The organism is Chryseobacterium sp. Mn2064 (assembly GCF_049319685.1).
Lineage (GTDB): Bacteria > Bacteroidota > Bacteroidia > Flavobacteriales > Weeksellaceae > Chryseobacterium.
Map to the genome: position 1 here is coordinate 332,469 of NZ_JBMOUE010000001.1, position 12,878 is coordinate 345,346.

At 36.4% G+C, this 12,878-nt stretch carries 16 protein-coding genes; 5 read left to right on the top strand and 11 right to left on the bottom strand.

Going from position 1 to position 12,878, the window contains the following annotated elements; translation table 11 throughout:
* Positions 1-3: 3 nt before the first annotated feature.
* From ACL9RH_RS01470 to ACL9RH_RS01480, 3 genes are all read left to right on the top strand, one after another.
* Positions 4-1,032 (top strand): hemin-degrading factor, encoded by a 1,029-nt coding sequence (locus ACL9RH_RS01470; protein WP_422691553.1) that lies wholly within the window; start codon positions 4-6, stop codon positions 1,030-1,032.
* Between the two features lie 149 nt (positions 1,033-1,181).
* Positions 1,182-2,054 carry a ChaN family lipoprotein gene (locus tag ACL9RH_RS01475; protein WP_422691554.1) on the top strand — a complete coding sequence of 291 codons (873 nt, stop codon included), beginning with the start codon at positions 1,182-1,184 and terminating at the stop codon, positions 2,052-2,054.
* A gap of 183 nt (positions 2,055-2,237) precedes the next feature.
* Positions 2,238-2,867 (top strand): peptide deformylase, encoded by a 630-nt coding sequence (locus ACL9RH_RS01480; RefSeq protein WP_422691555.1) that lies wholly within the window; start codon positions 2,238-2,240, stop codon positions 2,865-2,867.
* 12 nt (positions 2,868-2,879) lie between these two features.
* On the opposite strand, the gene ACL9RH_RS01485 is transcribed toward ACL9RH_RS01480, so the two are convergent.
* The 4 genes from ACL9RH_RS01485 to ACL9RH_RS01500 form a co-directional block, all read right to left on the bottom strand.
* Positions 2,880-3,311 (bottom strand): hypothetical protein, encoded by a 432-nt coding sequence (locus ACL9RH_RS01485; protein ID WP_422691556.1) that lies wholly within the window; start codon positions 3,309-3,311, stop codon positions 2,880-2,882.
* 184 nt (positions 3,312-3,495) lie between these two features.
* Complete coding sequence (locus tag ACL9RH_RS01490) at positions 3,496-3,921, bottom strand: organic hydroperoxide resistance protein (RefSeq protein ID WP_422691557.1); 426 nt, start codon at positions 3,919-3,921, stop codon at positions 3,496-3,498.
* Positions 3,922-4,356 carry a MarR family winged helix-turn-helix transcriptional regulator gene (locus ACL9RH_RS01495; protein WP_422691558.1) on the bottom strand — a complete coding sequence of 145 codons (435 nt, stop codon included), beginning with the start codon at positions 4,354-4,356 and terminating at the stop codon, positions 3,922-3,924.
* 31 nt (positions 4,357-4,387) lie between these two features.
* Positions 4,388-5,020 carry an NAD(P)H-dependent oxidoreductase gene (locus ACL9RH_RS01500; protein ID WP_422691559.1) on the bottom strand — a complete coding sequence of 211 codons (633 nt, stop codon included), beginning with the start codon at positions 5,018-5,020 and terminating at the stop codon, positions 4,388-4,390.
* 208 nt (positions 5,021-5,228) lie between these two features.
* Between ACL9RH_RS01500 and ACL9RH_RS01505 the strand changes: the two genes are divergently transcribed.
* Both ACL9RH_RS01505 and ACL9RH_RS01510 read left to right on the top strand, forming a co-directional pair.
* Complete coding sequence (locus ACL9RH_RS01505) at positions 5,229-6,464, top strand: MFS transporter (protein ID WP_422691560.1); 1,236 nt, start codon at positions 5,229-5,231, stop codon at positions 6,462-6,464.
* A 75-nt stretch (positions 6,465-6,539) separates the two neighbouring features.
* On the top strand, positions 6,540-7,292 hold the full coding sequence (locus ACL9RH_RS01510; RefSeq protein WP_422691561.1) for an SDR family oxidoreductase: 753 nt from the start codon (positions 6,540-6,542) through the stop codon (positions 7,290-7,292).
* Positions 7,293-7,312: 20 nt separating this feature from the next.
* Here ACL9RH_RS01510 and ACL9RH_RS01515 read toward each other — a convergent pair whose 3' ends face one another.
* The 7 genes from ACL9RH_RS01515 to ACL9RH_RS01545 form a co-directional block, all read right to left on the bottom strand.
* Positions 7,313-7,624 (bottom strand): hypothetical protein, encoded by a 312-nt coding sequence (locus ACL9RH_RS01515; protein WP_422691562.1) that lies wholly within the window; start codon positions 7,622-7,624, stop codon positions 7,313-7,315.
* Positions 7,625-7,691: 67 nt separating this feature from the next.
* Positions 7,692-8,651 (bottom strand): protein-glutamine glutaminase, encoded by a 960-nt coding sequence (locus tag ACL9RH_RS01520; protein WP_422691563.1) that lies wholly within the window; start codon positions 8,649-8,651, stop codon positions 7,692-7,694.
* 422 nt (positions 8,652-9,073) lie between these two features.
* Entirely contained in the window at positions 9,074-9,802 is a 729-nt protein-coding gene (gene lipB, locus ACL9RH_RS01525; RefSeq protein ID WP_422691564.1) for a lipoyl(octanoyl) transferase LipB, read from the bottom strand.
* Between the two features lie 31 nt (positions 9,803-9,833).
* Positions 9,834-10,568 (bottom strand): tryptophan synthase subunit alpha, encoded by a 735-nt coding sequence (gene trpA, locus ACL9RH_RS01530; protein WP_422691565.1) that lies wholly within the window; start codon positions 10,566-10,568, stop codon positions 9,834-9,836.
* Positions 10,569-10,640: 72 nt separating this feature from the next.
* Positions 10,641-11,819 (bottom strand): tryptophan synthase subunit beta, encoded by a 1,179-nt coding sequence (gene trpB, locus ACL9RH_RS01535; RefSeq protein ID WP_422691566.1) that lies wholly within the window; start codon positions 11,817-11,819, stop codon positions 10,641-10,643.
* A 4-nt stretch (positions 11,820-11,823) separates the two neighbouring features.
* Positions 11,824-12,369 (bottom strand): GNAT family N-acetyltransferase, encoded by a 546-nt coding sequence (locus ACL9RH_RS01540; protein ID WP_422691567.1) that lies wholly within the window; start codon positions 12,367-12,369, stop codon positions 11,824-11,826.
* On the bottom strand, positions 12,366-12,878 hold the full coding sequence (locus ACL9RH_RS01545) for a hypothetical protein (RefSeq protein WP_422691568.1): 513 nt from the start codon (positions 12,876-12,878) through the stop codon (positions 12,366-12,368). The genes ACL9RH_RS01540 and ACL9RH_RS01545 overlap by 4 nt, the downstream gene beginning before the upstream one ends.

A 12,878-nucleotide genomic window follows, 5' to 3' on the forward strand; every position in this document is an offset into this window, starting at 1 on the left:
ATAATGAGCACACTAGTTAATGATTTAAAGGAAAAATGGGAAGCTCTGAAAGCAGAAAATCCACATATAAGAATAAGAAATGCTGCAGAACAATTAGGCGTAAGTGAAGCAGAATTGCTGGCAACAAACATAGGTGAAGAAGTAACTGTTCTGAACCCGGATTTCCAAGGTATCCTTACTGAAGCTGAGACATTAGGCAAAGTAATGGCGCTTACCCGTAATGATGAATGTGTTCATGAAAGAAAAGGAACATATCTGAATGGAGACTTCAGCAGCCCTCACGCACAACTTTTCGTAGGAGAAGATATTGACTTGAGAATTTTCCTTAACCACTGGAAATTTGCTTTTGCGGTAGTAGAAGGAGACAAAAAAAGCCTGCAGTTCTTCGGAAAAGATGGATTGGCTCTACATAAAATTTACCTGACTAAAGACAGCAACAATGAAGCTTTCAATGCTATTGTTGAAAAATTCAAAGCAGATGACCAGAACCAGGTACTTACTTTTGAAGCTGTAGCTCCAAAGCAGGCTGAAAAAGCAGATGCTGAAATTGACGTTGAAGGATTCAAAAAAGCTTGGACTGAGCTAAAAGATACCCACGATTTCTTTATGATGACAAGAAAATTCGGAGTAAGCAGAACACAGGCATTAAGACTGGCTCCGGAAGGCTTTACTAAGAAAATCGATAACGCAAAAGTGGTAAACATCCTTGAAGATGCTTCTGAAAAAAATACACCCATCATGGTTTTTGTAGGAAACAGAGGGATGATTCAGATTCACACAGGAAATGTGAAAAAAACGCTTTGGCACCAACAGTGGTTTAATGTAATGGACCCAGATTTTAACCTGCATTTAGATGTAACGAAAATCGCAGAAGCATGGATCGTTAAAAAACCAACTGAAGACGGAGAAGTTACAGCTATTGAAGTATTCAATAAAGAAGGTGACTTTATTGTTCAGTTCTTCGGGAAAAGAAAACCGGGAATTCCTGAACTTCAGGAGTGGAAAGATCTTGTTGCTGCATTAGAGCAATAATAATTAGATGATTTGAATAAGACCGTTTTGTTTATAAAATTCAAAGCGGTCTTTTTTATTGTAACAGGATGATATCAAAGATTTTGAATTGGCTGTTGCAATGATAATAGTGCCAAAATATTTATGTAATTTGTGTCTAAATAATTAAAATGAAAAATATATTCATAGCGATTTTGCTGGCAGGTTTCTGTTCATTAAGTGCACAGGATTTTAAAGCATACCAGTTTTATGATAAAAAAGGAAAGGAAGTTAAGACCGATAAACTGGTGAAAGAACTGGCTGAATATGATGTTGTCTTTTTTGGTGAAAACCATAACAGTTCTATTAATCATTGGCTGCAGCTTAAAATTACCGAAGCTTTGTATCAAAAGAAAAATGGTCAGCTTATTTTAGGAGCAGAAATGTTCGAAAGAGATAATCAGCCTCAGTTGGATCAATATCTGAACGGAAAATTTGATGCCAAAACATTTAAAGACTCTGCCCGTTTATGGAACAATTATCCAACAGATTATAAGCCGCTCGTAGATTTTGCGAAAGATAAAAAACTGAGTTTTGTAGCAACCAATATTCCGAGAAGATATGCTTCTCAGACCTCAAAAGAAGGATTGGAATCTTTGAATAAACTTAGCGATAAAGAAAAAACATATATTGCTCAATTGCCCATTAAAGTAACTCTGGATACACCAGGCTATCCGGAGATGAAAAAAATGATGGGCGATCACGCTGAAGGAACAAAAGTGATGAACTTTATTTCTGCACAGGCAACAAAAGATGCAACAATGGCGGAGTCGATTCTTAAAAATTTTAAACAAGGAAGAACTTTCATTCATTACAATGGAAACTATCATAGTAAAGAATTTGGAGGAATTTACTGGTACATCAAACAGAAAAATCCGAATCTGAAAATGGCTGTAATCTCTGTATTTGAAGCAGAAGATTTAGAATTAAAAATTCCGGCAAAAGACTATATTCCAACCGATTTTAATCTGATTATTCCAGCAGATATGACGAAGACTTTTTAATTTGAATGTTTTGATCATCAGATATTTATAAAGATGAAGTATAAAACAGGCTCGGGCCGGGCTTTAGCCCGGCCCGAGCCTATTTTAATATAGTAAGTTCTACCATTTTTCAAAGCAGAATAACTTACTGTCATTAATGAATTTGATATCATAATCTTTACCTTTGCATCATATCTATTCAATATGAAGAAATTATCCGTTTTGATTATTCTTTTTGCTACATTTCTCAATGCTCAGAAACTGACATCCAATGAGGTTGGTATTATCAATCAGGGAAATATCAATACAGCATTGCCAATTTATCAGACGACAGACGCTCATCAGCATAAGACATTGTTGAGTCTTTCTTCAGAAATAGATCCACTTGATTCCAATACTGCCATTTTGGTGAAAAGGATGAAAGAATCACTTCTATCAACAGATGGTGGAGTAGGAATCGCAGCTCCTCAGGTAGGAATCAACCGAAAAATTATCTGGGTACAGCGTTTTGACAAAGAAGGGCTTCCCTTGGAATATTTTATTAATCCGGTCATTGTTTGGAGATCAGATTTGCAGAATCTTGGTCCGGAAGGCGATCTTTCTATCCCGGATTTCAGAGATCAGTTCTACAGAAGCAAAGTCATTCAGTTGGAATATGTAGATCTGAAAGGCCAGAAATATTCAGAAATAGTTGAAGGATTTACAGCCGTTATTTTTCAGCATGAAATTGATCATCTTTTCGGTATCCTGATTTCCGATAAAAAAGGAAAAGAGAAAAATAATTCTTACAGAAAAGTAGATGCTTACCAGAAAAGCGATTCGACAAAAAGATAAGGTAAAAACATTCTATTTATATTTTAGAATAAAATCCTTTCCATTATAGTCTGCAGGATTAATATAAGAAACAACTCCAATATCAGATTGTAAAACTTCTTTGAGCAAACTGAAATACTTTTTTTCAGTTTCTAGATTTCCATTAACGGTTAGGCTGATAATAAGTTGATCATCATCAGTGATGTTTGCCCCTACCATTATTTTGTTTGGATTATCATAATACTTATTCCAGTAAAATGTTTGGTTGATGGAAGGTGTTTCTATGAAATAATTGATCATTTCATACTCTGTTTTAAAAATATAATCCTTGTTGCCCTCTGGATAGGTGTAATCTGGATCTAATTTTTCATAACCGGGAATAAATGTATCCAAGACTAAATCGATAACTCTTTTTGATTTCTGTCCTGCATAAACCTGGCAAATGATATCTGTAATTATCTCCATTATAAATTGTAATTATGTAAGGTTAGATTGCTTTTAATTGGGATGGGAACAAATATAAAAATTAACTTTTTAAAATATCCTCAATCATCTGTGTCCATCCGTGTCATCTGTAGTTAGGAAATAAAAAGGAGCTGTTTCCAAAAAAACAGCTCCCTTCGCTATAACTATGCTTAAAAAAATTGGATTAATCGTTATTGGTTACTGAAAGTTTCACCTCAATATTATTTCTGGTCGCATTAGAGTAAGGACAGATCTGGTGAGCTTTTTCAGTTAAAGCCTGTGCTTCTTCAAGAGAAACTCCCGGAATATTGACATCCAGTTCCGCAGCCAAACCAAAACCTCCATTCTCAAGTTGCCCAATGCTTACCTGAGCCGTAACGGTTGTTTCTCCCGTTTTTACTTTAGATAAACTGATTACTCGGTTCAAAGCACTGTCAAAACAAGCAGAATATCCCGCTGCGAAAAGCATTTCAGGATTAGCAAAATCATCATTGGCGCCCCCTAATCCTTTTGGCATTCTTACTTCAAGGTCCAAAACTCCGTTTTCACTTTTTACATGACCATTTCTACCTCCTTGGGCAGTAACCTGAGTTGTATATAATGTTTTCATTTATTTTTCTATTTTGTTTAAGATTTTTAATACTGTTTCTTTAAGCTGCAACAATTCTTCCGGCTGTATATCAATTTTCTGGTGAATTTTTCCAGGAATTTCACAAGCCTTTTGACGCAACTGCTGACCAGCTTCATCTAAAAATACTTCAACCACTCTTTCGTCTTCCTTTTTTCTTTTTCTTATGATCAGCCCTTTTGCCTCCAGTCTTTTAAGAAGAGGGGTTAAAGTTCCGCTGTCCAGAAACAGTTTTTCACCAATATGCGTTACGGCAAGTCCATCACCTTCCCAAAGAACCATCATGACGAGATACTGAGGGTAGGTAAGATCAAGCTCATCAAGAAAAGGACGGTAAAGCCCTGTAATCTCTTTAGCAATCACATATAAAGGAAAGCAGATCTGGTTTTCTAATTTGGGTGTTTTTGGATTTTCCATAAGTTTGGGTACGAAAGATTCGATGAAGGTATTACTTTTTTATGATAAATTCATCCATTGGAACTCGGACTTTTTTCATAGAAGATAGCCAGTCATTGGCTTCATCACGATATCCAAGGTATAAAAGGCTTACGCTTTTTAATCCTAATTCTTTTAATCCCAGTACTTCATCTACAATCTGATTACTGAATCCTTCCGCAGGAGTACTGTCAATTTTAAGCTCCGCAGCTTGTGCTAGGGCAATTCCCAAAGCAATATAAGTCTGGCGTGCAGTATGTGCAAAATGTTCTTCAGGAGTTTGTGCTCCGTACATTTCTTTGATTTTATCCGTATAACTATCAAAACGACCTCTTGGAAGCTCTCTTACATCGGTATGATAATCGTAAACTTTGTCAATTTTTTCATTAGAATAGCTGTCCCATGCTGCAAAAACAAGTACGTGGGAAGAATCTCTCATCACCTCAGGGTTTAAAGCTCCTGCCACCATTTTTTCTTTCAATTCCTGATTTTCCACTACAATAATACGGAAAGGCTGAAGCCCGGATGAAGTAGGGGCAAGTCTTGCTGACTCTAAAATTGTATTCAGATCTTCTTGTGAAATTTTTTTGGTGGGATCATAAGCTTTTACAGCATGTCTCCAGTTTAGATTTTCTATTAATGACATTTTATTGTTGTTTTTAAATTAAACTACTTAGTGATTATTAAAAACCCATCTTAAATTTTTAATGGTCATAATAACAATGCAAATATACAACTTTTTAAATTGTGTGCAATTTAATTTTAAAAAATATTATTGCGAGCTTTTGATTATTTAAACAACTTTTTAGTTGTTTTATTGTTTTTTGATTTACCTTTGCAACAAATAAATGAGTATGATGAGTTCATGGAAGAAAAGAATAACGATCTTATGGATTGGCCAGTTCTTTTCCTTGATAAGCAGTTCGGCAGTGGGTTTTGCCATCATTATCTGGTTGAGTTTAAAGACAGGTTCAGCCGAGATTCTAGTCTTTGCAGCTATTGCCGGTTTGTTACCTCAGGCTTTGATAGGCCCTTTTGCCGGAGTATATGTGGATCGTTGGGATCGTAAAAAAACAATGATTTTGGCAGATGGTTTTGTAGCGGTTTGTACATTAGTAATGTCTGTAAGTTTTTACATGGGATATGAAAATATTGAGTTGGTGTATATCATACTGGGATTGCGTTCTGCAGGTTCAGCGTTTCATATGCCGGCAATGCAGGCTACAATACCGTTACTGGTTCCAAAGGACGAATTGTTGCGTATTGCAGGGATCAGCCAGATTATAAAATCCGTATCAAATATTGCTGGTCCTGCGCTTGGGGCTTTGGCGATCGGTATTTTGTCAATTGGAAACGTGTTATTGTTGGATATTGCAGGAGCAATCTTGGCTATCTTTTCTTTATTTTTTATTTATATTCCTTCACCACGGCCGGAAAAGAAGAGTCCATCTAGCATTAAAATGATAGGAGAGGATATGAAAATTGGATTCATGGAAGTCATCAGAAATAAAGGATTAAGCTTTCTTTTTCTATATTCTATTATTGCTGGATTTTGCATTATGCCGATTTCAGTGCTATTTCCATTGATGACCATAGAGAACTTTCACGGAGGAAAATTTGAGATGAGCGTTATAGAAAGCACCTGGGGAATTGGAGCATTGCTTGGAGGCGCTGTCTTGGGAATTTGGAAGCCCTCGGTACGCAAGGTTATTATTGTCAATATTTCGCATCTTTTAATTGGTCTTGCCTTTTTATGTTCAGGATTACTATCTTCAGACAAATTTGTGTTTTTCGTGATACTAACAGGTGTTGGAGGAATTGCAGCTTCATTTTACAGTTCAGGGTTTACCGCTACCGTACAGGAAGAAGTTCATTCCGGGATGTTGGGGCGTGTTTTTGCCATGTATTTCAGTATAGAAGTATTACCTACGATGCTTGGATTGGTATGTACAGGCTTTATTGCAGATTTAATCGGGATAGGTTCTGTCTTTGTCATTTTAGGTTTCACCATTTTTATCATAGGAATTATATCTTTCTGCACTCCTTCTCTGATGAATTTGGGTAAAGTAGTAAAGCTAGGAAAGCAATAGAAAACTCCACAAGATTCGGATTTTTTCGGAATGTTGAATTTCCAATCTTTGCTAACGAAATTTAAACTTAAAACAATGCAAAGATTTAAAAACAAAATAGCTCTGATTACCGGAGGAACCAACGGAATGGGCTTTGCCACTGCACAGCAATTTATACAGGAAGGAGGAAAAGTAATCATTACAGGGAGAAGTGAAACTACGGTAAAAAATGCTTTGAGTAATTTAGGAGAAAATGCCTCTGGAATTGTATCAGACGCAGGAAATATGAAAGATCTGATGCGTTTACAGGAAGAAGTAAAAAAGCATGCAGAACAAATTGATGTTCTTTTTGTAAATGCCGGTTATGGAAGATTTGCTCCTATTGAACATGTAGACGAAAACCATTTCGACGAACTTTTCAATCTGTTGGCAAAAGGACCTTACTTTACTGTTCAGCAAATAGTGCCCCTTATGAAAACAGGCAGTTCTGTTATTTTCAATACTTCAATAGCTACCGATATTGCCATGCACAGTTTTTCAGTATACTCAGCAGCGAAATCCGCAGTGCAGTCTTTCATCAAAACTTTTGCTTTAGAACTTACAGAAAAGGGAATTCGGGTGAATGGAATAAGTCCTGGACATATTAAAACCAATATTTTTAATAATACCGGTCTGTCTGCTGAACAGATTGAACACGCAGTTCAGGACATCATTTCTACCATACCGTTAAAAAGACAGGGAGAGCCATCAGAGATTGCGAATGCAGTGTTATTCCTTGCTTCAGATGAGGCCTCTTATATTCATGGAGCAGAAATAAAGGTAGATGCCGGAATTTCTGTCATCAGATAATAAGAAAAGTATTCAGCAAATCATTTGATTTCATTGATCTGCCTGATAATATTGGTGTTTTTCTCAATACCAATATTAAAGGCTTTATTTTTTTGAAGACTCTGACGGGCTTTTTCCAGAATGGTGGTATAATCCGAGGATTTTTTTGAAATATAAAAAACCTGTGCACTGATTCCAATAGACACACGTTCAAACTCTTCAGGTTTTTCGGCATCCTTTTCAATATTGGAAATAACAGAATTATTATACCAGGTAAGGTTTTGAGAATTGGAGTTGCCGGAGCAGGATACAATCATAAAAAACAGTAATAAAAAATAAGACCAGGCTTTCATAAGATCAAGAGTTTGTTAAAAAAGCACCTGCAATGCTTTGAAACTGCAGGTGCTATATGAAAAAGAATTAAAATCCACAGTGTCCTACACTTGGTGCAGGAGAAGGTGAACATCCTGAAAGTCCTGAGAATGTAGTCAGTACACAATTGGTGTTCACATAGTTGTTATCATATAATAGAGAACCTGACGGGCTTCTGTAATATACATTTCCAGCAGTATTGGCAAATGAAGAAACAGAAGCTGAACCACAAGATGTATTGGTACAAGCAGCTCTCCATGCGGCATCTGTTACCGGTCCGCTTGAGAATAATGAAGGATCTATAATCCTTTTTTCAACAATTCCGGAAGCGTTTTTGAAACTTACCAATATAGCAACATGGTATACCCATGATACGCAGCATGTTCCGGTAGAAGCTCTAAGATTTCCGTACACGAACTGCTTTTCACAATCGTATCCGGCATTCAGAAGAATTTGTCTCATTTTGTGAGCTCTTGCATAGCATCCGTCCACAGGATATCTGAAGGTAATACAAGGAGAAGAAGCGGTAGAAGTTCCACATGCCTGGCTTTTGATCTGTGCAAATAGACTGTTTAAGGTAGCCAGATTAGGAATAACACTCGTAAGTTTTGCAGCATCTCCTTTTTCTTCTTTATTAAATATAGATCTGAAATAGCGGGTATCTTCTTCCGTTGCTTTTTCAACTTTTGCAATTTCAGGAGTATTACCTTTAAGGAAAATGTGAACCGGAGATTCTTCTTTCACGGCCTGTCTGATCATAGAAATATAGGTTGCATTTTCTTCGGTATCCTTAATTTCATAAGGCTGGGCCGAAACCATAAATGAAACTCTGTACTTTCCATTTTCTTTGTCTATTCCTACCGGAACAGTTCTTCCGAAATCTTTCATCACAATTTGTGAAGACTCATTAGAGGTTAGATTTTGATCCTGGTTGGCATTTGAATCTGCGCAGGAATTGAATGAAAGTATCGTCATTGATACCATCATGGATAAGATGAATTTTTTCATAATTCTCATAGTTTGTTGGTTGTGGTGTTTTTTAATGAACCATGAATAATAGTTCACTATTTTGTGATAATAAAAGTATGAAAATTTGAAATATGTGCAAATATTTTTTTATAAAAATTTGATATTCTTGCAGAACTGATAATCAGCAGAGATGTTGGAATCAATATTTAAAAGGAATTTTCAAAAAAAAGACCAATTCCAACATTTGAAATCAGTATTTTTTGTATTCTGCTTTCTTGTGTTTTTTTTACAAAAGCTTATCAAGATATATCCTATTTGTTTTTGATATCACAAAGGAATAGGGAAAAGAGTTTACTGTTATTACTCTATTTCTATGAGCCGTAAAAAAGTTGAAAATAGGGCGAATAGATAAAAATTTCCCTATACAATCTGTTTTCATGTATAGGGAATGTATATAAATATTATTTGTAGATCAATTCGGCCTGGAAAACGTCAGCAAAATGTTTTCTGATCTTTGTTTTAATGTCTTCCATTTCCTCTGGTGTCAGATCTCTTTCAAGCTCTCTCTTTAAAGAGGTTACCTGCTTATCTTTAATCCCGCAAGGAATAATATACTCGAAATACCTCATATCGGTATTCACATTCAAAGCAAAGCCATGCAAAGTTACCCATCGTGAAGCTTTTACTCCCATTGCGCATATTTTTCTTGCATAAGGTTTGCCTACATCCAGCCAAACCCCGGTTTCTCCCTGAGAGCGCTCTCCTTTAAGGCCGTACTCAGCAATGGTTCGGATGATCACCTCTTCCAGGTTTCTCATATAAAGATGAATATCTGTAAAGAAGTTTTCAAGATCCAGAACAGGATATCCTACAATCTGACCATATCCGTGATAGGTAATATCTCCGCCACGGTTGGTTTTTACATAGGTTGCTTCCAGTTCTTTCAGTTTGTCGATTCCGGCAAGCATATTTTCTTCATGTCCGCTTTTTCCTAAGGTGTACACGTGTGGATGTTCCACCAAAAGGAAATGGTTGGGAGTTGTGATATGCTCTTCGGCAGGCAGATCGCGGTTTTTTATTTTGGTATCAATGATATCTTTCATCAGTTTTTCCTGATATTCCCAGGCGGGCTGATATTCTTTGATTCCTAAATCTTCAAATTCTACTGCTTTATTCTGATTTGTATTCATTTCAATTTTTGATATACAAATTTAGTGATTTTTACGCTTTTATGGAATGGATAAAATCTATAGCACTTTTCCTCCAGTCTTTATCCTGCAGTAGAATATTTACAAAAGCAGTTCCAATAATTCCTCCGTCCGCTTTTTCCGTTACATTTTCAAAATCATTTTTAGATTTGATTCCAAAACCAATCATTACCGGATTTTTAAGAGGAAGGGTGGCTAATCTGTTGAGATAGTTTTCGTTTTTCAGAACAGCATTGTCATTTCCTGTTGTAGATGAGGAACTTACAGCATATAGAAAACCAGAGCTTAAAGAATCAAGGTATACGATTCGTTCATCGGAAGTTTCCGGAGTGACCAAAAAGGTAAAATTAAGATGGTATTTTTGTAAGATCTGCTGATAATTTTTCTCAAACTCAATAGGCGGAAGATCAGGAAGGATTAATCCCGAAACGCCACTTTCTGAGCATTCCTGGCAGAATCTTTCGAATCCAAAGCTTAAGACCGGATTGATATACCCCATTAAAATAACAGGAATTCTGATTGTATCTTTGATGGTCTTTAACTGTGAAAAAAGTTTTTCAATAGTCATTCCGTTCTGTAGCGCCTGTTCGTGAGCTTTTTGAATAACAGGTCCGTCTGCCACCGGGTCTGAATAAGGCATCCCGATTTCTATCATATCCGCCCCGGAATCCTGAATCAGTTGTATAATATCCGCAGTATCTTCCAGTTGTGGAACTCCTGCTGTGAAATATATATTTAGTTTTTTCATTTTTTATTGTATTAAAGGAAAATGTAGAGAGTATAAGGTTTGAAATACATTGTACATTTTATATCCGACTTTTTACAGGTTTTTCAAATACGTTTCCATATCCTTATCTCCACGTCCGCTCAGGCAGATCACCACAATATCATCTTCCTGGAATTTCTTTTTATCTAATACCGCCAGTGCATGAGAGCTTTCCAATGCAGGAATGATTCCTTCCAGTTTGGTAAGTTCAAAAGCACATTTCAAAGCTTCATCATCATTAATACTGAAAAATTCTGCTCTTTTTTCTTTAAAAAGATGAGCGTGAAAAGGTCCGATTCCCGGATAATCCAACCCTGCAGAAATAGAGTGGGGTTCAATAACCTGTCCATCCGCTGTCTGCATAACAAGACTTTTGCTACCATGAAGTACTCCAAGGGTTCCTAAGAAAGTAGTGGCTGCCGTTTTCCCCGAATCTACTCCCAAACCTCCGGCTTCAGCAGCGATAATTTTCACTTCAGGTTCTTCTACAAAATGATAGAATGTTCCTGCAGCGTTACTTCCACCACCTACGCAGGCAATTACGTAGTCAGGATTTGGTCTTCCGATTTTTTCCTGAAGCTGCTCTTTGATCTCTTTTGAAATAATGCTTTGAAATCTTGCCACAAGATCCGGGAAGGGATGAGGGCCCACTACACTTCCAATCACGTAATGAGTGGTAATGGGGTTATTGATCCAGTCTCTTAAAGCTTCATTTACAGCATCTTTTAACGTTTTTGAACCTGAAGTAGCGGCTACAACTTCTGCACCAAGCATTTTCATTCGGGCAACATTGGGAGCCTGTCTCTGGATATCAATTTCGCCCATATAGACAATACATTCCAACCCAAGTAATGCACAGGCTGTAGCTGTGGCTACTCCGTGCTGTCCGGCTCCGGTTTCTGCAATGATTCTGGTTTTTCCAAGACGTTTGGCTAAAAGAACCTGTCCCAAAGCGTTATTGATTTTATGGGCTCCGGTATGATTAAGATCTTCTCTTTTTAAATAAATTTGTGTGCCATATTTCTGACTTAGATTTTTAGCAAAATATAAAGGTGTTGCGCGGCCTACATAATTTGTAAGGAGATCCTGATATTCGCTCTGAAAATCTTCAGATGCTATGATTTCAAGATAGTTTTTTTGCAGTTCTTCTACATTAGGATAGAGCATTTCCGGCACAAAAGCACCGCCAAATTCGCCATAGTATCCGTTTTCATCGGGGTTTTTATAATTCATTTCTTTATTCTTTAGTCATTAAATAAGCATTATTCTGAGCACTCAACTGATTGAGCAGTTTTTTTCTTTCTTCGGAAACATTGAAGATTAAAATATCATCATCTTCAGCGTTGATCCATTCTGAATCTACATTTTCTTTGATTGCTTTGGCTTTGTCATATAATATTTCAATTTCACATTTCTCATAAAACGGGCGGAGCTCGTGGTGGCAGAATCCTATGGTTTCTATATTTCTTTTAATAACATATTCCGTAAAATGCTGAACCAATCGGTTTCCGTATCCTTTTTTCTTTTGGGCGGCAACAAGTCCAACAGCTTCTGCAAATGCCAGTTTTTTGCCCATGATCTCCAGTGTAAAATCAAAATTTAGACGAATAACGGCCAATAGATGTTCATGGGTATCCGTCAGAAAGTGAAACTCAGAGTCTTTGAAGAAGTGATGAAAATCGTGAGCGTTCATGTTCTTCCAGGCTGGAATTTCCCAAAGTTGAAGAATCTGTTCAATTTCATTTTTTGTGAGAGCTTTTGTCTGTTTTATCTGATGCTTCATTGGTTTAAACTATTAATAAAAGTGAGATGGTGATCATATTGTTGTTTGGTAATGAGCTTTTTATAATGCATGAGCTCAATTTTATGGGTCAAATCAATTAAGGTTGCCTTGTCTATTTTGGAGTGATACATGGTGATGGCAATTTCCAGATTATCAATCAGATAATAAGGATCTGTGTCTTCATAGAGCAGAAATATTTTTGTATAAATTAAACCTAAATCATATTTTACATTTGCTTTGACATGAGGCTCCAAAAATTTATCTGAAATAATAACAAGATAATAGCTATTCCACAATCTGATTCTTTCAAAAAAATACTGAATGTCCGCTTCTTTGAAATCTTTAATAATAGCAATAAAATCAGATAACAGTCCTCCGATTTCCCAGTGTCCTATATTGCTGTCATTTTGTGAAACAAAGTGATAGAGCGTCTGAATTTTTTCATTTCCAAATTTGGGTGGAAATAATGTTTTGTAAAATGTCTTTTTTAGCAAATGTATATTCATCAT

Excerpts from the sequence above, each read along its gene's own strand:
- ACL9RH_RS01495 (WP_422691558.1), bottom strand. The coding sequence starts at position 4,356 with ATGGAAAATCCAAAAACACCCAAATTAGAAAACCAGATCTGCTTTCCT.
- ACL9RH_RS01520 (WP_422691563.1), bottom strand. The coding sequence starts at position 8,651 with ATGAAAAAATTCATCTTATCCATGATGGTATCAATGACGATACTTTCA.
- ACL9RH_RS01490 (WP_422691557.1), bottom strand. The coding sequence starts at position 3,921 with ATGAAAACATTATATACAACTCAGGTTACTGCCCAAGGAGGTAGAAAT.
- ACL9RH_RS01475 (WP_422691554.1), top strand. The coding sequence starts at position 1,182 with ATGAAAAATATATTCATAGCGATTTTGCTGGCAGGTTTCTGTTCATTA.
- ACL9RH_RS01510 (WP_422691561.1), top strand. The coding sequence starts at position 6,540 with ATGCAAAGATTTAAAAACAAAATAGCTCTGATTACCGGAGGAACCAAC.
- lipB (WP_422691564.1), bottom strand. The coding sequence starts at position 9,802 with ATGAATACAAATCAGAATAAAGCAGTAGAATTTGAAGATTTAGGAATC.
- trpB (WP_422691566.1), bottom strand. The coding sequence starts at position 11,819 with ATGAATTATAAAAACCCCGATGAAAACGGATACTATGGCGAATTTGGC.
- ACL9RH_RS01545 (WP_422691568.1), bottom strand. The coding sequence starts at position 12,878 with ATGATGAATATACATTTGCTAAAAAAGACATTTTACAAAACATTATTT.
- ACL9RH_RS01505 (WP_422691560.1), top strand. The coding sequence starts at position 5,229 with ATGATGAGTTCATGGAAGAAAAGAATAACGATCTTATGGATTGGCCAG.
- ACL9RH_RS01515 (WP_422691562.1), bottom strand. The coding sequence starts at position 7,624 with ATGAAAGCCTGGTCTTATTTTTTATTACTGTTTTTTATGATTGTATCC.
- ACL9RH_RS01470 (WP_422691553.1), top strand. The coding sequence starts at position 4 with ATGAGCACACTAGTTAATGATTTAAAGGAAAAATGGGAAGCTCTGAAA.
- trpA (WP_422691565.1), bottom strand. The coding sequence starts at position 10,568 with ATGAAAAAACTAAATATATATTTCACAGCAGGAGTTCCACAACTGGAA.
- ACL9RH_RS01540 (WP_422691567.1), bottom strand. The coding sequence starts at position 12,369 with ATGAAGCATCAGATAAAACAGACAAAAGCTCTCACAAAAAATGAAATT.
- ACL9RH_RS01480 (WP_422691555.1), top strand. The coding sequence starts at position 2,238 with ATGAAGAAATTATCCGTTTTGATTATTCTTTTTGCTACATTTCTCAAT.
- ACL9RH_RS01485 (WP_422691556.1), bottom strand. The coding sequence starts at position 3,311 with ATGGAGATAATTACAGATATCATTTGCCAGGTTTATGCAGGACAGAAA.
- ACL9RH_RS01500 (WP_422691559.1), bottom strand. The coding sequence starts at position 5,020 with ATGTCATTAATAGAAAATCTAAACTGGAGACATGCTGTAAAAGCTTAT.